The sequence below is a fragment of the Clostridia bacterium genome, assembly GCA_017554615.1.
Lineage (GTDB): Bacteria > Bacillota > Clostridia > UMGS1840 > HGM11507 > SIG450.
In genome coordinates this window covers 75,099-91,952 of the sequence record JAFZHY010000004.1, presented here as the reverse complement: position 1 = coordinate 91,952, position 16,854 = coordinate 75,099, and the positions used below count along the sequence as shown (strand labels likewise).

Genomic DNA, 16,854 nt, shown 5'->3' with positions numbered 1-16,854 from the left:
CTATAAAAGTGCGTATTCGATAACTTCATCCATATTTTTGACAGGAATAAAATTAAAATCGTTAATAATCTCTTTTGGAATATCCTCAAGGTCTTTAAGATTATCATACGGTATAATAATATCGTAAATCTTATGTCTGTGAGCCGCAAGAGATTTTTCCTTAAGTCCGCCTATCGGAAGAACTCTTCCTCTTATGGTTATTTCCCCTGTCATAGCCACATTCTTTTTAACAGGTCTTTTTGTAAGGGCAGAAACCAAAGCAAGAGCCATAGTTATCCCTGCTGACGGACCGTCTTTCGGTGTTGCCCCTTCGGGAACGTGGATATGAATATCTTTATCTTTATAAAAATCTTTGTCTATCTTAAGAGTGTCTGCCTTAGAGCGTATATAACATATAGCCGCTTTAGCCGACTCTTTCATAACATCGCCCAACTGACCTGTAAGTTCAATATTTCCTTTTCCGTCAAGAGCAATGGCTTCGATATTTAAAAGTGTTCCTCCGTAACTTGTATAAGCAAGACCGTTAACAACCCCAGGCTCGTTAATTTCAGTGTCATTCTGCTCAACATATTTTCTTACGCCGAGATATTTATTAACTTCTTTATCGGTTATTGATATTTTACTTAAACCTGATATTTTAATTTCAAATATCCCTTTTCTTATAAGTTTGGAGATTTCTCTTTCAAGATTTCTTACCCCTGCCTCAATGGTATAATAATTTATTATTTCCTTTAAGGCACTGTCTGAAACACTTACCTGAGCCTTTGTTACATTATGCTCTTTTAACTGCTTAGGAAGAAGATATTTTTTTGCTATATTGAATTTTTCAAGATAGGTATAACTTGAAAGTTCAATTATTTCCAGCCTGTCATACAAGGCAGGAGGAATAGTTAAATGTGAATTTGCAGTGGTTATAAACATAATGTTACTAAGGTCAAAAGGAACTTCAAGATAATGGTCTCTGAAATTATGGTTTTGCTCTTTATCAAGAACTTCCAAAAGTGCAGAAGCAGGGTCGCCCCTGAAATCAGTTGCCATTTTATCTATTTCATCAAGTAAAATTATCGAATTATTTGCACCTGCATTCCTTACAGCGTTAATAATTCTTCCAGGCATTGCACCTATATATGTCTTTCTGTGGCCACGGATATCCGCTTCATCTCTCACACCGCCCAAAGAAAGCCTTGCAAATTTCTTGCCTGTTGCTTTTGCCACAGATGAGACTACCGAAGTTTTACCAACCCCCGGAGGACCGATAAGGCATAAAATCATACCGTTTTTTTTCGGTGCCTGTTCTCTTACTGCGATATATTCTAAAATTCTTTCTTTGACTTTTTCAAGCCCGTAATGTTCTTTATCCAGAAGTTTTTTGCTTTTTTCAAGATTGGTTTTTTCTTTGGTTGCAACATTCCAAGGCAGGTCAAAAACTGTATCAAGATATGTTCTTACAACTGTTGCCTCATGAGAATTATCAGGCATAAGAGAAAGTCTTCTTATTTCATTTTCAATTTTTTCTCTTATATCAGAGGATACATCAAGTTTTTTAAGTTTAGTTAAATACCTTTCGGTTTCACTCTCCGAACTTACTTCCATATTAAGTTCGCTCTGGATAACCCTTATCTGCTCTCTTAAATAATACTCTTTCTGGTTTTTATCAATATTTTCCTTAACCTTAACCTGAATATTATTTTTGAGTTTTAAAAGTTCTATCTCGCTTACTAAGATTTCCATAATAAGTTCTAATCTTTTTGCAACCGAAAAGGTTTCTAATAAAGACTGTCTTCTGTCAACCGAAATATCTAAATTGGATGACACAAGGTCAGAAAATCTTTCATAGTCTTCCAAAGAAGAGGTAATCATACTGAATACATCTGAGTTTATATGCTTGGTGTATGTGAAATATTCGTCAAATAACGACATAATATTTCTCACAATCGCCTCGGTCTTCTTGGTTTTTCTCTTAACTGAAGTTATTTCAACAGGGGTAATACTCCCCATAAAGAAAGGCTCTTTTGATATTAAAGCATCAAGCCTTGCAGTTTTTACCCCCTTGACTAAAACTCTTAAGTTATTATCAGGAAGTTTTAAAATCTGCTTTATAATTGCAATAACTCCGATAGGATATAAGTGATTATACTGTGGGTTATCTATTTCGGCATCTTTTTGCGCAGTAATAAAAATAACCTGGTCTTTTTTCATTGCAGTATTAACTGCATTAACCGAAATGTCTCTTTGCACATCAAGAGAGATTGACATTTCCGGGAATATATTAAGTCCTCTTAAAGCAAGGACAGGAATTTCAATATTATCAAATTTCATTTCTTTCCTCCAAAATGGTCATAAAAAACTATTACACATCATTTTAATACAAAAAACAATATTTTTCAATAGAAAATATTAATTTTAACAGTTTATTAATATATTTAATATAATAATACGGGAGTAACACTCCCCAAAAAATAAAAAATGGTGATTAAATATGAATAACTCAAATACAAATACTTGCTTAATCGTTTTAATAAGTATTGTCATAGGTGTTATAGGTGCCGTTTTATACAATATGGGGTTATTAACAAACATTCTTGTAATAATACCTTATTTTGCAGTTATTGCGGCAGTCCTTATTGCCTTTATAACAATTCTTCTTTTAATACCTGCAAATAATAAAAAAGCATTGTCAAAATGCCTATGTGCATATAGCGGAATAATTATTGCTTCCTCTATTTTGACTATTGCTTTTGTTTTACTTGCTTTAACTGTAACATTAGTTGTTACAAGCATTGTAAGTGCAGTAATTATCGGTATTCTTATAGCATTATTTGCTATCGCAGTATTAAGTTTTGTCTTCTTTATTTTCTGCCTTATTAACAGAAAATGTGGTTTTTGCAACCAAGGTAGATGTAACTGCTGCTGTTACCCAAGAAACCAGGTTTCTTCCGATGATTCTTGTGGCTTTGATTTAGATTAGTTTGACATTTTGCCAAAGAAGAAATATAATATCAAAAGGTGAAACAAATGAAAGAAATTATAATAAAAATAAATGATGAACTCTTTGGAAAAAGCATAAAAGAAATACTAAAAAAAGAACTTGATATATCAAACAAACTTTTAACTAAACTAAAAACTTACGAAGACGGAGTTACACTAAACGGTCATAAGGAATATGTAACAAAAATTCCCAACAAAGATGACATTTTAAAGATAAAAATTTATGACGAAAATTCTAAAAAAATTCCTCCGAGTGATATACCCCTTGATATAATTTTTGAAGATGAGGATATTTTAGTTGTGAATAAACCGAGAAATATGCCTACCCATCCCTCTTATAACCACTATACGGATACTCTGGCAAACGGTGTTATGAACTACTATAAAAATACCAACTTCACTTTCAGGGTTATAACCCGTCTTGACCGTGATACTTCAGGAATTGTGGTAATTGCAAAAAACAAATTCTCCGCTGAGAAACTCTCCTCTCAGATGCAGAAAAAAACCATAAAAAAAGAGTATTATGCAATATGCGAGGGAACTCCCAAAAATAAGAGCGGTGTAATCGATGCTCCTATAAAAAGAGTTGACGGGTCAAGTATATTAAGAGAGGTTAACAATGAGGGAAAAAGCGCTCTAACAAAATATCAGGTAATTAAAGAAAAAGACGGATATTTTTTAGTAAAATTACTGCCCAAAACAGGCAGAACACATCAATTAAGAGTGCATCTGTCTTACCTTGGAACACCGATTAAGGGCGACTCATTATACGGTTCTTTAGTTAAGGATATGTCTACTCTTCTTCATTGTAAAAAGATTATATTAAATCATCCTATAACAGATGAATTACTTGAATTTGAAGCACCTATTCCTCTTGATATGAGTTTATAAAACTTATGATTATTTAAATAAAGGATAAAGAGTATAACACGAAATTTCGGGTTGTACTCTTTTTGTAATTATTTTGTTTTTTTAAAAAAACACTTGATTTTTATAAAAGTGTGTGATATTATCATATAGGCGATGCGGGAGTGGCTCAGTGGTAGAGCGTCACCTTGCCAAGGTGAACGTCGCGAGTTCGAATCTCGTCTTCCGCTCCAGAAAAAAAGACTATTCATTTGAATAGTCTTTTTTTCAACTAAATCCGTCTTACAGACGGAATAAATCCACTAAAAGCGGATGAAATCACTTCGTGATGAAATCCGACTAAAGTCGGGATATTTAAGACGGATTTAAGTTCATCCGAATAAAATGAGGATTTCATCCAAACTTGTTTGGATTTCATCGTGCTTTGCACGATTTCATTTTTCATACTAATTTAAAAAATCTTCAGGGTTTTCATTTGCTCCGTCTTTTGTAATTTCAAAATGAAGATGTGCAGGGTCTTTTGATTCAAAAATTCCATTTTCCCCTACCGTTGCAATTATCTGCCCTTTTTCCACAATGTCGCCGATGTTTACTATATTTTCATCGGATAAATTTTTATAAATAGATTTATAACCGTTATTATGGTTTATTACTATAACTTTTCCTTCCATCTCATTTGTGCTGACCTCTTCAACAAAACCGTTAAAAACGCAATAAACATCTTTATTATTTTCGGCTAAAAAGTCTACTCCCTTATGAGTTCTGTAATCTTCAAAAGTTTTTGAAAACACAAGTTTATCCGAAGAATACCCTTTTATAATTTCACTGTTTACAGGGTAAATAATTTCAAATTCTTCATTAGTTTGTAATGATACTTCTTCATATTCGTTTAAATAAATTTCCTCGCTTGTTTCATAGTTTGCTACAGGCTCTTCTTTTTTAATTTCGTTAGTCTTTGTATTTTCTTTAGGTGAATCTGAAATAACTTCTATAATATTTTTCGGGGGTGAAAGAGCCTCTTTTTTTATAGTATATTCCCTGTAATTTTTCATTCCGTACATTAAAACGGTTACTAAAACACATAAAAGAGAAACCGAAAAAACAACATAATAATTCTTTAAAACCTTTAAAAATTTTTCCATATAAAGCCTCCTGTTTTTTATAAATAGGATGGCTTTTTTACTTAATTTTATACATAAATATTACCAGCATTTATTTTTAAATATTCTTTATTTCTACACCAGAATAATATTTTTTTAATATTAAATCATAAGTATATCCGTTTTCTGCCGCATAATTCGCACCGTATTGGCTCATTCCTACACCGTGTCCGTTGCCTGTTACATTAAAAATTACTTTATCCTTTATTTCTATTTTAAAATTTGCAGACCTTAACCCAAATATATTTCTTATATCCGTACCCTTAAAATTAACACCTAAGATATTAACATACTTTACACTGCCCGATTCGTTATATTCAATATTTTTTATCCATTTTTGTTCGTTATCAGTAAATTTAATATCAGGCGATGCATTTTTTATTTTTTCCTTAAATTCGCTTTTTTCAATTACAACCTGAGACTGATATCTCGGAGATTTTTCCTCTCCCTCGCTTTTAACGCTCCTTAAATACGGAAGCGCTTCAATCCATACATCTTCTGAGTTTTCGGTCATACCGCTGCTGGTTGAATGAAATACAGCAGAAATAGGCTCATCATTATAGGTTACTATCTGCCCCAATGTACTGTTGACTGCACTTTTAATTTTATTTTTATATTTGTCAGTCCATTCATTTCCCCACCTTTCCAAAGCCTCATCTTCTGTTAAATATGCCTTACAGTGAGTAGAATCTGTGCAGACAGTTGCCAATTTATGCTTTTCATCTTCCACACCTTCTCTGCTTATTATGTATGTACGCGCAGCAACTGCCTGTGCTTTTAATGCTTCTTCGTTAAATGACGGAGGCATTTCTGCAGGTAATACTCCCATAAGATATTCTTCAAGTTCCACAGTTCTTGTTTCATTCGTTTTATGAAAATAGACACTTATCATTTTTTCATTTTTGCTATCAGGAACACTTTCATAATCGTTCTTACTTATAACAATATTTTTGCCTGAAAACATAGAACTTAAAATAATTGTGATAAAAGTAAACATAAATGGAAGAAATAGATAAATATATTTTTTTGCAAGATTAAAGTTTATTTTTTTCATTTTAACACCTTAAATTATAAAAAATTATTTGACAGATTTTTCAAATCATAGTATATTATAATATAATTATATTTAAGAAAGGACATTGATATTACATATGGATTTTTATATAAATGAAATTACCGAAAAATATCTGGATGAGTTATCGAGCGTTTCTACTGTTAAAAACAAAATACCATCCGAAAAATATACTGAATACAACGTTAAAAGAGGGCTTAGAAACAGTAACGGTACAGGTGTTTTAGTCGGACTTACATCTATCGGTGAAGTAAGCGGTTACATTATGGAGGAAAATGAAAAAATTCCTGCACCCGGAAAACTTTTTTACCGTGGGATAGATATAAACGATATAGTTTCCGATATATCACAAAATGACCGTCATGGGTTTGAAGAAGTAATATTTTTACTTCTTTTTGGCACACTTCCAAATAAAGAGCAGTTAAAAGATTTCAAGGAACTTCTTTCACATCTTTCAACTCTTCCTGACGGTTTTACAGAAGACACTATTTTAAAAACACCATGTGAAAATATTATGATTAAACTGTCAAGAAGTGTTCTTGCACTTTATTCGTATGATGAAAATGCTGAAGATAATTCGGTTGTAAATGTTTTAAAACAGTCTATCGGCCTTATTGCAAAATTCCCTACCCTTGCGGCATACGGTTATCAGGCAAAGGCACACTATTTTGACAGAAAAAGTTTATATATTCACTCAGTTAACCCTGAATATACAACTGCCGAGAATTTTCTTCATTTAGTTCGACCTGACAACAAGTTTACAAAACTTGAAGCAGATATTCTTGACTTGATGCTCATACTTCACGCAGAACACGGTGGAGGTAATAACTCAACATTTACTACCCATGTTGTATCTTCAACAGGTACAGATATATATTCTGCTGTTGCTGCTGCCATAGGCTCATTAAAAGGCTCTAAACACGGTGGCGCAAACTTAAAGGTAACATCTATGATTGACAATATTATAGATAATGTCAAAGATTTAAATAATGATGAAGAAATAAAGAATTATCTTATAAAAATGCTTAAAAAAGAAGCCTTTGATAAATCAGGCTTAATTTACGGGTTAGGCCACGCAGTTTATACAGTGTCCGACCCTCGTGCAGTTCTTTTAAAGAAAAAAGCAATGGAACTTGCCATTGAAAAAAATGCAATGGATAAATTTAAGGTGTTTGAATCTATTGAAAGGCTTGGCCCTGTTGCATTCTGCGAGGTAAAAGGCCCTGATAAAGAAATATGTGCAAATGTTGACTTATATTCAGGCTTTGTATATCAGATGCTTGATATCCCTATCGAGTTATGTACACCTCTTTTTGCTGTATCAAGAATTGTCGGATGGTGTGCTCATATACTTGAAGAGCATATTACAGGCGGAAGAATTATGCGTCCTGCGTATAAAAATGTAAGCCAGAGAATGACCTACACAAAATTAGAAGACAGATAAAAATAATTACTGTACAGTACATATGTATTGTGCAGTAATTGTATATAATATGAAAAAAGGCTGGAAGAATATGATATTGGAATTAAAGGATATTGTAAAAACCTATTCGGGAGAAGTAATACTTAGCAATATAAACTTAAAAATTGAAGATAACGACAGGATAGGTTTAATCGGTCAGAACGGATGCGGAAAAACTACTCTTCTTAATATAATAACCAAAAATACAAACTATGACGAAGGCGAAATAATATATCATAAAAATCAGATAGGATATCTTAAGCAAAACCCTGAATTTAAAACAGATAAAACAGTTATAGAAGAAGTTAGAAGTGTATTTAAGGAACTAAATGATATAGAAGAAGAACTTAAAGATTTATACGCTGAAATTTCCAAAACAACCGATGAAAAACAACTGGATATTTTAAATAAGAAATATGCAAATCTTCAGACCTATTTCGAGGCTAAAGACGGATATAACAAGGAAGTTAAGATAAATACCGTATTAAACGGAATGGGCTTTTTAAATAAAGACTTAAACATCCCTGCAGCCAACCTTTCAGGCGGCGAAAAAACAAGACTTGCCCTATGCAAACTTTTATTAAAAGAACCTGATTTACTTATACTCGACGAGCCTACAAACCATCTTGATTTTAAAACTCTAAAGTGGCTTGAAGACTATCTTTTATCATATAAAGGCGCAATTCTTATGGTATCACATGACAGATATTTTCTTGATAAAACAGTTAACAGTATATGTGAAATTTATAAAGGAAGCCTTAAAAGATATTCTGGAAATTACACTCAGTTTGCCGAAATTAAGAAAAATATGATTTCCTTTCTTACAAAGGAATATGAAAAGCAACAAAATGAGATTGCATCTTTAAAAGAGTACATTGCAAAAAACAAAGTAAGAGCATCTACTGCAAAAAGTGCAAAAAGCCGTGAAAAAGCACTTGAAAGGCTTGAAATTATAGATAACCCTAAAGAATATTTAAAAACCATTTCACTTGACTTTAACTTTGATTTTGACCCGTCATTTGAACTATTGGATGTTAACAACCTGTCTTTGCAAATTGAAGATATACCACTTGCAAAAAACCTTGATTTAAGTGTTAAGCGAGGAGAAAAAATAGCAATAGTGGGTGCTAACGGAATTGGTAAAACCACCTTTTTAAAAGCACTCTTAAATAAAGTTAACTATGACGGAAGCATCAAATGGGGGAAAAATCTTAAAATAACCTATTTTGAGCAGGAAAATAAAACTTTAAAAAAAGAAAACACCTTACTTAGAGAACTTATGGATAAAACAGGAATTTCAACCGAACTTGAGGGAAGAAATACATTAGGAAGACTTCTTTTTTCCGGCGAGGATGTGTTTAAAAAGGTTGAAAATTTAAGTGGCGGAGAGAAAGCCAAATTAAAATTTGCTATTATGATGCTAAATAAAGGCAATATCTTAATAATGGACGAGCCGACCAACCACCTTGATTTATCATCAAAAGAAGTGCTTGACGAGAGTCTTAAAAATTATCAGGGTACAATAATTATGGTATCTCATGACAGGTATCTTCTTAATAAAATTCCTACAAAAATTGTGGAACTTGATTCAGACGGTTTTACAGTATATGAAGGCAATTTTGATAATTATCTTCAGAATAAAACAGAAAAGACAAAGCAACCTGAGATAAAAAAAGAAAGCGAAGAAAAAAATAAATTTTACCGTTCCAAAAAAGACCGTGCCGAAGAAGTAAAAATTAAAAATCTTATTAAGAAAACAGAAGATGAAATCGAAGAACTTGAAGCAAAGATTTTAAGTTTAAATGAAGAAATATCTTCTAAAGAAATTGCCACAGATTATGAACTTTTAAATTTAAAATGCAGCGAACTTGAAGAAACAAAAGAACTTCTTAACTTAAAGTATAAACTCTGGGAAGAATTAAATATGTAAACAATCTGTTAAATTCATTGACATTATACTTTTAAAATGAGATAATATTTAAGAAAATTTATCAGGAGGTGAACCTATGGGTAAGTGTTTAAAACCAACAAGCGTAGGCGGTCAGGCAGTTATTGAAGGTGTTATGATGCGTGGCGTAAAAGATATCGCTACTGCTGTAAGATGCCCTGACGGTCATATTGAAATAGAAAAAAAGCCGATTAACTTATTAAGCGTTAAATGGAAAATAAATAAAATACCGGTACTTCGAGGTGTATTTTCATTTTTCGAATCATTATATACAGGTGTAAGTTGCTTAATGTTTTCCGCTAAATTCTTTGAAGATTTGGAAGATTCGCCTGAAAAAATGTCTAAATTTGAAAAGTGGCTTATGGATAAATTCGGAGATAAACTTGTTACAGTTATAATGTATATTTCTGTACTTTTATCTCTTATATTAGGTATAGGATTATTTATGCTTTTGCCTAATTTTATTGCAGGGCTTTTAAAGTATCCGTTCCCAAATATAAGTATAGTTGCACTCAACCTTACAGAAAGTATAATTAAAATGGCTATTTTTCTTGCCTATTTATACTTAGTCTCTAGAATGGAAGATATAAAAAGAGTGTTTATGTACCACGGTGCAGAGCACAAATCAATATTCTGTTATGAACACGGAGAAGAATTAACAGTTGAAAATGTTAAAAAATATTCCCGCTTCCACCCAAGATGCGGAACAAGTTTTTTAGTAATTGTTATGATTGTAAGCATACTTGTTTTCTCCTGTATTTCATGGGGAGAACTTCATTTAAGATTATTATACCGTCTTTTACTGTTACCTGTTGTTGCAGGGCTTTCCTATGAACTTATAAAAATTGCAGGAAAATATGATAACACATTTACTAAAATTATATCAAAGCCGGGAGTTTTACTTCAGCATTTAACAACAAAAGAGCCTGATGAAAGTCAGATTGAGGTTGCACTCGCTGCCTTAAAATCAGTTATATCAGAAAACAGAGAAGATGACAAATGGTAAAAACTATTTTCGATGCCTTAACAGAAGGCACTAAAATCTTAGAAAAATCAAATATTGAAAGTTATATAAGCGATGCTAAAATTCTTTTATGCCATATCTTAAAAAAAGATAAAAGTTATCTTACAGTTCATAAAACTGATGAAATTAAAGAGAGTGATTATAATAAGTATATAGAACTTATAAAAATGCGTTCCAAAAAAACACCTGTAAAATACTTAACAGGTGTGTGTGAATTTTATTCTCTTCAGTTTAAGGTTAACAGCAGCGTTCTTATCCCCCGCCCTGATACCGAAATAATTATAGATACTCTAATAGATAAAATAGACAAAGAATGTAGTTTATCAATACTTGATTTATGTACAGGCTCAGGATGTATAGGAATTACTCTTGCAACAATTTTTAAAAACAGTAATGTTACATTAGTTGACATATCAGACGAGGCGCTTGATGTATGCTCTTTTAATGTTTTAAAACACAATATAAATGACAGAGCAAAAATAATAAAAAAAGATATTTTAAATGATACCATTGATAAAAAATATGATTTAATTGTGTCAAACCCTCCGTATATAAACGAAGATGACTTTTTAGGCCTTGAAGATGATGTTAAAAAATACGAACCATTTATTGCTCTTGTATCACCTGATGATGAATATAAATTTTACAAAAGAATAATTGACGATTTTTATAACAATCTAAATGATGGCGGATATATGCTCTTAGAGATGGGAATAAATCAATGGAAGTATCTTTACGATTATGCAATAAAGAGCAATAAATTTAAATCGGTAGAAATAATAAAAGATTTAGCAAAAATTGAAAGAGTTTTATGTTTAAAAAAATAATATAGCGTTTATAATAAATAAAAAAAGGAGATTTATTATGAAAAAATATGTATGTAATGTATGTGGATATGTTTATGACGAAGAAACAGGCGAACCTGATTTAAACATCAGCGCAGGAACAAAATGGGAAGATGTACCAGAAGATTTTGTCTGCCCTTTATGTGGAGTTGGAAAAGAAGATTTTTCAGAAGAATAATTAAAAGCAGGTTAAACCTGCTTTTTTAAAAGGAGAATTACAATGGAAATTACAAATAACATTTATTACATAGGAATAAATGATAAAAAAATAGACTTATTTGAAGGACAATACAAAGTAAAAAACGGAATGTCTTATAATTCCTATATTATTACTGATGAAAAAACTGCTGTATTTGACACGGTTGAAAAGGCTTTTGGCGACGAATGGCTTAAAAAAATTGAAGATATACTAAAAGATAAAGAGCCAGAATATCTTATCATTTCTCATATGGAGCCTGACCATTCGGCAAACATTCATAAATTTATGGAAAAGTATCCGAATGCAACACTTGTTTCAGGGGTTAAATCATTCCCTATGATAAAGCAGTTTTTCGGCACAGACTATAACGAAAGAAGCATTAAGGTAAACGAAAATGATACCTTGTCATTAGGCGAACATAACTTAACCTTTATTAACGCTCCTATGGTTCACTGGCCTGAAGTTATAATGACATATGAATCAACCACCAAAACTTTATTTTCTGCCGACGGCTTCGGTAAATTCGGAACTGTTGATGCAAACGAAGAATGGATAGACGAAGCCAGAAGATATTATATAGGCATTGTAGGAAAATTCGGTCCTCAGGTACAGAGTGTTCTTAAAAAAGCAGCAACTCTTGATATAAAAAGAATTTGTGCTTTACACGGGCCTGTTTTATCTGAAAATCTTTCATATTATATTTCACTTTATGATAAATGGTCTTCATATACTCCTGAAGAAGACGGAGTTTTAATTGCATATAGTTCTGTATACGGTAACACCCAAGAAGCAGTTTTTCTTCTTAAAAAAGAACTTGATAAACTAAATTATAAAAATGTATCAGTTATGAATCTTGCGCGTTGTGATATGCACGAAGCAGTATCTTTGGCATTTAAATACAGTAAACTTATTCTTGCTTCCACAACATATAACTCAGGTCTGTTCCCTTGTATGAAAGAGTTTTTAAATCATCTTACAGAAAGAAACTTTAAAAACAGAAAAGTAGGTATAATAGAAAACGGAACATGGGCAGCCACAGTTAGTAAAAATATTAAAAAAGTTTTTGAAGATGCAAAAGATATAACCTATTTTGATACCTTAGTTTCAATAAAATCTAAGGCAAATGATGAAAACAAAGAAGAGATTGTAAACCTTAGCAAAGAAATTATAAACTAACAAAAAGCATAGTGTTTCTTAGAAACACTATGCTTTTTATAAGTTTAATAAATCATAAATTACATCCTTAAAATGATATATACTAACATTATTATCGTTTAATACCCTTAAAATTTTAAGAGCCTCGCACAGATTAACCGTTATATCCCCTACTTCCTCCTCTTTGTTACTTGTTCTTATTCCGTATGCTGTGTAACTTCCGTTATCCTCATCCCATTTATCTTCTTTAAAAAGTTCATATGTAATAATTTTATCCATAAATTCCACCCCTCATATTTTCGCACAAAATGCGAATTAGTTTTTAAAAAAATTTATCAATTCCCTTACTTGATAAATATAATATTCCCAATATTTTTATTTTTCGCATTTTATGCGACAAGGTAAATTTATCACATAAAAATACATTTGTCAATATTTTTTTCGCATATTTTGCAAAAGTAAGCAAAAAGATTATTGCAAGAAAAGAAATTATATGCTAAAATACGAAATATGAGGTGATAATATGAATATTGGTCAGAGAATGAGAGACAGAAGAATTGAACTTGATATTAACCCTAAAACCATTGCAGATAAAATAGGTAAATCAGTTTCTACTTATTACAGATATGAAACAGGCGAAATAGAAAAATTAACTATTTCAAAGATGTGTGAAATTGCTGATTTACTTAAGGTTTCCCCTATCTATTTATTGCTTGGAAAAGATTCTGATAATGAAAATTATTCTTTGGAAAGTAATAATATTTCTAAAAATATAATTACTAATTTCTCTGTTCAATTAAAAAGGTTAATGACCACTTATAAGGTATCAAAGGAAAGTTTATCAGAAAAAATACTTGAAAATTCGGGGATAAAGGTAAATTATAATGAAATTGATAACTGGGAAAAGGGGTTATCTTTTCCTGATATAACTATATTCTCTTCAATATCCCAAATCTTTAATGTATCCTTTGACTATTTATTCGGCAATGTAGACTATAAAAATGTTAAATTCAGAAAAAGCAGAGCAAGTGAGCCTCATAAAGGATATAACGAAAAATCACCGTCAGTTATAAATGTTGAAAATCTATTTAAATCTTCAAATCTTTCTATACCTGAATTAGCAAAAAAGGTTAATCTTGATATCGACACTGTTACACTTTATTACAATGCACAAAAAGAGGATATTCCTTTAGAGCATTTAACCAGTATTGCAGATGCATTTGATTTTAAAGTTTCTGACCTTATATTATTAAGAGACCCAAGACCTCTTATGGAAAAAATCACATATCTTGATGCAGCAGATATTAACAGGGTTGAAAACTTTGTCAATAAACTGTTATCTGAAAATAAAGACCTTACCAAAATATAAAAACACTGCCATTTTAATTGGTAAAAAAATTGGTTTTTCTCTTGACTTTTATTCTTTATTATAATATAATATCTTTTGTTGTTAAGATATGCTGACGTGGCACAGTCGGTAGCGCACCTCCTTGGTAAGGAGGAGGTCGGCGGTTCAAGTCCGCTCGTCAGCTCCAATTTTTTGCACCATTAGCTCAGATGGTAGAGCACCTGACTCTTAATCAGGGTGTCCAGGGTTCGAGTCCCTGATGGTGTACCATAAAGAAACTCTTACGGCCACAATAGTTGTAAGAGTTTCTTTATTTTATTAAAATGTTTGTTTTTTATTTATTGGGACACACTTTAGGACACATTTAGTAAAAGAGTTACCATTAAAAAATGGTAACTCTTTTTCCGAACTTGAATTTATTTAATTGTTTAGCATTGAAGCCATTTTCATTATATTATTATATTGTTGAGTTGTCAACAATATAATTTTATTTGATGTTCTTCTTCAAATTCTTTTATATCTTTTTTTATGATTTCCTCAAAATGTTCTGACATTGTGCAACCTTTTATCATACACATATGTTTAAACTTTTTATATGTCTTTAATAATACTCTTATTGATATTGTTATTTTTTCCATTGATAAACACTCCTTTTTTATAATTTAGATAACAAGTTTTTTATTTTTCTTGAAATGTAAAAAACTTGTTATGACGAGGCTTAGCCTCGATTTTTTATATATTTATTGTAGGACATTAACTCTCTTTGGCAATCATAAATATTATTGCTTTTCTTATAAAAGAGGATAATGAACAACCTTTATTTTTTGTAATACATTTTACCGCTTCAACCATTTCTTTATCTAACCTAACTCTTATTATACATTCTTTTCTTTTATTTCTTTGATATTTATATAATCTCATTTGTTTTATTCCTTTCTTTGTTTGTATATTTTTCTTTAAACTAAGGACTAATGACGAGGAAGACGAAAGCGCAGTTTTTTCTTCTGCGCTGAGGAAGCCGAGGAAGTAGGCCTGTATGTTCATAAACTACTTACAAACATCTTGAAATTATCCTACCGGCTACAACAACGAGCAAGGCAAGTGCTTTGGTGGAGCGCACAGGAAAGGCGTTTGAGCAACGCGACAGCCTTGCCGAGCACACCACCAAAACACGAAGACTGCGACTGTCCGTATGTGCCTTATGGCTATGATAGATATATGTTTATTTATAAACATATTCCTTGGGCTTACTTTGTCGGGAAAGGGACAAAGGAAGCCCCCCCTCACAAAGCGCCATTACGATTACAGGAAGCGCATTTGTGAGGGCATACCGTAAAACATGCATTATTGTATATATGACACAATATACTAAGGCATATATCTTTTTTGCTTCAAAGGATAACCCAAAGTTTTTTATAAAAACACAAAGGGTTTTTATAGAAAACTTTTTATACAAAAAAATTATTTTGTAGGGTGGGACACCCCTTGTAAAAAGATAAGACGGACCCTAAAGAATACTCACATATCTTTTTATACAAAATACCGATATTTTTTGTATAAGCAGTAAAAAAAAGATATATGCCGATAACATTATGTAACCTTAGCGCTCTTGTTGACCTCTGAGCGCAGAAGTGCGAAGAGGAGCAACAAGGGCGCGACCTTTCTCAAATAAATTAAAAATAAATTGAATTACATAATGTTGCGATATGCAACTTAATTAAATTATATAATCAAACAGTTTATATAAGTATCTTTATAATCAAGAATTATATTTAATGCCATGTCATATAATTTAGAAGTTCTTAAGTTATTATTTTTTATATTATATTCTTTGTCTTGTTGTAGTAAGTAAATTAACTCTATAAAGTCTTTTTCATTCATATATACCACCTTTTCAACATTTAAAAAAATAGTTTTCAACAAAAACAGTTTATTATTAAAAATAATTTTAGACACAAAATATATATTAAAAAGTTTTAAACATAATGGTAAATATTTCCATTTATTATTCTAAGGAATAACTTAATTATTCCTAATTATAATTAAGTTATTCTTATAAATATATATTAATAAAATACATTTATTCGTAGGAAAAAGTGCATAAATAAAATAAAATAAAAATATATAAAATAAGAATAAATAAATTTCGAGATGTACTTATATATTAGAATAATTTAATTAAATTATTTCGATATAATCTTCTGTATCTTCTTTTAATAATATCCATATTTTTCCATTTATTTTAACTGGACTTTTTTTCCCTCTTGCTTTTACAGAAGCCTGATAAGTTTTTTGGATTCTCTCAGAAGTTAAACAATATATGCTTTTACTTATTTCTTTTTTTATCAAAAGATTTAAAGTAGCCATATAATCAATTATTTCTTTTATTACTTCGGCATCTTCTCTTATTGAATCTGCAATATCAAAAATTTGATCGTCGTCTATAAAAATATAATAACCCTGCTCTTTATATATTTTGGTTAATAAAAAAATATATGTAACTATGCCAAGTGTTTTGTATTTACTTCTTAATTTTTTTATTCTGGTATCTTCAAAAAAATCAACATCAAAAGAAAAATAATCAATACCTTTTTTAATTGGTCTTGCCATTATTGGTACCACCTTTCAGCATCCATTCGTCAAGTTTTGCAGTAAAATAATATCTTCTGTTATATAGTTCCAAATATGTACCCTCTAAATAACCCTCTCTTTGCAATTTATCTAAAGTTGAAAGACTGCAACCAATATAAGCACTTGCTTGTTGTCTTGTTAATCTATTACTCATT

18 protein-coding genes and 3 tRNA genes are annotated in these 16,854 nt (G+C 31.0%); 12 read left to right on the top strand and 9 right to left on the bottom strand.

The window, feature by feature from the left end; translation table 11 throughout:
- Positions 1 to 2,319, bottom strand: a complete 2,319-nt coding sequence (gene lon, locus IKZ35_01390) for an endopeptidase La (GenBank protein MBR4892619.1) — start codon at positions 2,317 to 2,319, stop codon at positions 1 to 3.
- 160 nt (positions 2,320 to 2,479) lie between these two features.
- On the opposite strand from lon, the gene IKZ35_01385 reads away from it, so the two are divergent.
- The 3 genes from IKZ35_01385 (at position 2,480) to IKZ35_01375 (ending at position 4,088) form a co-directional block, all read left to right on the top strand.
- Positions 2,480 to 2,968: a hypothetical protein gene (locus IKZ35_01385; GenBank protein MBR4892618.1), complete on the top strand. Its 489-nt coding sequence runs from the start codon at positions 2,480 to 2,482 to the stop codon at positions 2,966 to 2,968.
- Positions 2,969 to 3,015: 47 nt separating this feature from the next.
- On the top strand, positions 3,016 to 3,879 hold the full coding sequence (locus tag IKZ35_01380) for an RluA family pseudouridine synthase (protein ID MBR4892617.1): 864 nt from the start codon (positions 3,016 to 3,018) through the stop codon (positions 3,877 to 3,879).
- A gap of 134 nt (positions 3,880 to 4,013) precedes the next feature.
- Positions 4,014 to 4,088, top strand: a tRNA-Gly gene (locus IKZ35_01375).
- Between the two features lie 213 nt (positions 4,089 to 4,301).
- On the opposite strand, the gene IKZ35_01370 is transcribed toward IKZ35_01375, so the two are convergent.
- Entirely contained in the window at positions 4,302 to 4,997 is a 696-nt protein-coding gene (locus IKZ35_01370) for a M23 family metallopeptidase (protein MBR4892616.1), read from the bottom strand.
- Between the two features lie 76 nt (positions 4,998 to 5,073).
- Positions 5,074 to 6,069 carry a stage II sporulation protein D gene (gene spoIID, locus IKZ35_01365; protein MBR4892615.1) on the bottom strand — a complete coding sequence of 332 codons (996 nt, stop codon included), beginning with the start codon at positions 6,067 to 6,069 and terminating at the stop codon, positions 5,074 to 5,076.
- A gap of 97 nt (positions 6,070 to 6,166) precedes the next feature.
- On the opposite strand from spoIID, the gene IKZ35_01360 reads away from it, so the two are divergent.
- From IKZ35_01360 to IKZ35_01335, 6 genes are all read left to right on the top strand, one after another.
- Positions 6,167 to 7,531 carry a citrate/2-methylcitrate synthase gene (locus IKZ35_01360; protein MBR4892614.1) on the top strand — a complete coding sequence of 455 codons (1,365 nt, stop codon included), beginning with the start codon at positions 6,167 to 6,169 and terminating at the stop codon, positions 7,529 to 7,531.
- Positions 7,532 to 7,580: 49 nt separating this feature from the next.
- A complete protein-coding gene (locus IKZ35_01355; GenBank protein ID MBR4892613.1) occupies positions 7,581 to 9,479 on the top strand; it encodes an ABC-F family ATP-binding cassette domain-containing protein in 1,899 nt (632 codons plus the stop codon).
- A gap of 76 nt (positions 9,480 to 9,555) precedes the next feature.
- On the top strand, positions 9,556 to 10,503 hold the full coding sequence (locus IKZ35_01350) for a DUF1385 domain-containing protein (protein ID MBR4892612.1): 948 nt from the start codon (positions 9,556 to 9,558) through the stop codon (positions 10,501 to 10,503).
- On the top strand, positions 10,497 to 11,348 hold the full coding sequence (prmC, locus tag IKZ35_01345; GenBank protein ID MBR4892611.1) for a peptide chain release factor N(5)-glutamine methyltransferase: 852 nt from the start codon (positions 10,497 to 10,499) through the stop codon (positions 11,346 to 11,348). Before IKZ35_01350 ends, prmC begins: the two co-directional genes overlap by 7 nt.
- A 37-nt stretch (positions 11,349 to 11,385) precedes the next feature.
- Complete coding sequence (locus IKZ35_01340; protein ID MBR4892610.1) at positions 11,386 to 11,544, top strand: rubredoxin; 159 nt, start codon at positions 11,386 to 11,388, stop codon at positions 11,542 to 11,544.
- A 42-nt stretch (positions 11,545 to 11,586) separates the two neighbouring features.
- The gene (locus IKZ35_01335; protein MBR4892609.1) at positions 11,587 to 12,741 is read left to right on the top strand and encodes an FprA family A-type flavoprotein; all 1,155 of its coding nucleotides are present in this window, start codon (positions 11,587 to 11,589) and stop codon (positions 12,739 to 12,741) included.
- 36 nt (positions 12,742 to 12,777) lie between these two features.
- Here IKZ35_01335 and IKZ35_01330 read toward each other — a convergent pair whose 3' ends face one another.
- On the bottom strand, positions 12,778 to 12,999 hold the full coding sequence (locus IKZ35_01330) for a hypothetical protein (protein ID MBR4892608.1): 222 nt from the start codon (positions 12,997 to 12,999) through the stop codon (positions 12,778 to 12,780).
- Positions 13,000 to 13,243: 244 nt separating this feature from the next.
- Between IKZ35_01330 and IKZ35_01325 the strand changes: the two genes are divergently transcribed.
- The 3 genes from IKZ35_01325 to IKZ35_01315 all read left to right on the top strand — a co-directional run bounded on the left by IKZ35_01325 (position 13,244) and on the right by IKZ35_01315 (position 14,338).
- Positions 13,244 to 14,089, top strand: a complete 846-nt coding sequence (locus tag IKZ35_01325; GenBank protein ID MBR4892607.1) for a helix-turn-helix domain-containing protein — start codon at positions 13,244 to 13,246, stop codon at positions 14,087 to 14,089.
- A 90-nt stretch (positions 14,090 to 14,179) separates the two neighbouring features.
- A tRNA-Thr gene (locus IKZ35_01320) sits at positions 14,180 to 14,255 on the top strand.
- Positions 14,256 to 14,262: 7 nt separating this feature from the next.
- A tRNA-Lys gene (locus IKZ35_01315) sits at positions 14,263 to 14,338 on the top strand.
- A gap of 203 nt (positions 14,339 to 14,541) precedes the next feature.
- Here IKZ35_01315 and IKZ35_01310 read toward each other — a convergent pair.
- From IKZ35_01310 to IKZ35_01290, 5 genes are all read right to left on the bottom strand, one after another.
- A complete protein-coding gene (locus tag IKZ35_01310; protein ID MBR4892606.1) occupies positions 14,542 to 14,706 on the bottom strand; it encodes a hypothetical protein in 165 nt (54 codons plus the stop codon).
- Between the two features lie 115 nt (positions 14,707 to 14,821).
- Entirely contained in the window at positions 14,822 to 14,989 is a 168-nt protein-coding gene (locus tag IKZ35_01305; GenBank protein ID MBR4892605.1) for a hypothetical protein, read from the bottom strand.
- A gap of 801 nt (positions 14,990 to 15,790) precedes the next feature.
- Positions 15,791 to 15,949 carry a hypothetical protein gene (locus IKZ35_01300; protein MBR4892604.1) on the bottom strand — a complete coding sequence of 53 codons (159 nt, stop codon included), beginning with the start codon at positions 15,947 to 15,949 and terminating at the stop codon, positions 15,791 to 15,793.
- A gap of 297 nt (positions 15,950 to 16,246) precedes the next feature.
- On the bottom strand, positions 16,247 to 16,678 hold the full coding sequence (locus tag IKZ35_01295; GenBank protein MBR4892603.1) for a DUF4373 domain-containing protein: 432 nt from the start codon (positions 16,676 to 16,678) through the stop codon (positions 16,247 to 16,249).
- On the bottom strand, positions 16,662 to 16,853 hold the full coding sequence (locus IKZ35_01290) for a hypothetical protein (protein ID MBR4892602.1): 192 nt from the start codon (positions 16,851 to 16,853) through the stop codon (positions 16,662 to 16,664). The genes IKZ35_01295 and IKZ35_01290 overlap by 17 nt, the downstream gene beginning before the upstream one ends.
- Position 16,854: the final 1 nt, after the last annotated feature.

Bases quoted from the DNA above. Each gene is read 5' to 3' on its own strand.
- lon (MBR4892619.1), bottom strand. From the start codon at position 2,319: ATGAAATTTGATAATATTGAAATTCCTGTCCTTGCTTTAAGAGGACTT.
- IKZ35_01385 (MBR4892618.1), top strand. From the start codon at position 2,480: ATGAATAACTCAAATACAAATACTTGCTTAATCGTTTTAATAAGTATT.
- IKZ35_01380 (MBR4892617.1), top strand. From the start codon at position 3,016: ATGAAAGAAATTATAATAAAAATAAATGATGAACTCTTTGGAAAAAGC.
- IKZ35_01370 (MBR4892616.1), bottom strand. From the start codon at position 4,997: ATGGAAAAATTTTTAAAGGTTTTAAAGAATTATTATGTTGTTTTTTCG.
- spoIID (MBR4892615.1), bottom strand. From the start codon at position 6,069: ATGAAAAAAATAAACTTTAATCTTGCAAAAAAATATATTTATCTATTT.
- IKZ35_01360 (MBR4892614.1), top strand. From the start codon at position 6,167: ATGGATTTTTATATAAATGAAATTACCGAAAAATATCTGGATGAGTTA.
- IKZ35_01355 (MBR4892613.1), top strand. From the start codon at position 7,581: ATGAAAAAAGGCTGGAAGAATATGATATTGGAATTAAAGGATATTGTA.
- IKZ35_01350 (MBR4892612.1), top strand. From the start codon at position 9,556: ATGGGTAAGTGTTTAAAACCAACAAGCGTAGGCGGTCAGGCAGTTATT.
- prmC (MBR4892611.1), top strand. From the start codon at position 10,497: ATGGTAAAAACTATTTTCGATGCCTTAACAGAAGGCACTAAAATCTTA.
- IKZ35_01340 (MBR4892610.1), top strand. From the start codon at position 11,386: ATGAAAAAATATGTATGTAATGTATGTGGATATGTTTATGACGAAGAA.
- IKZ35_01335 (MBR4892609.1), top strand. From the start codon at position 11,587: ATGGAAATTACAAATAACATTTATTACATAGGAATAAATGATAAAAAA.
- IKZ35_01330 (MBR4892608.1), bottom strand. From the start codon at position 12,999: ATGGATAAAATTATTACATATGAACTTTTTAAAGAAGATAAATGGGAT.
- IKZ35_01325 (MBR4892607.1), top strand. From the start codon at position 13,244: ATGAATATTGGTCAGAGAATGAGAGACAGAAGAATTGAACTTGATATT.
- IKZ35_01310 (MBR4892606.1), bottom strand. From the start codon at position 14,706: ATGGAAAAAATAACAATATCAATAAGAGTATTATTAAAGACATATAAA.
- IKZ35_01305 (MBR4892605.1), bottom strand. From the start codon at position 14,989: ATGAGATTATATAAATATCAAAGAAATAAAAGAAAAGAATGTATAATA.
- IKZ35_01300 (MBR4892604.1), bottom strand. From the start codon at position 15,949: ATGAATGAAAAAGACTTTATAGAGTTAATTTACTTACTACAACAAGAC.
- IKZ35_01295 (MBR4892603.1), bottom strand. From the start codon at position 16,678: ATGGCAAGACCAATTAAAAAAGGTATTGATTATTTTTCTTTTGATGTT.
- IKZ35_01290 (MBR4892602.1), bottom strand. From the start codon at position 16,853: ATGAGTAATAGATTAACAAGACAACAAGCAAGTGCTTATATTGGTTGC.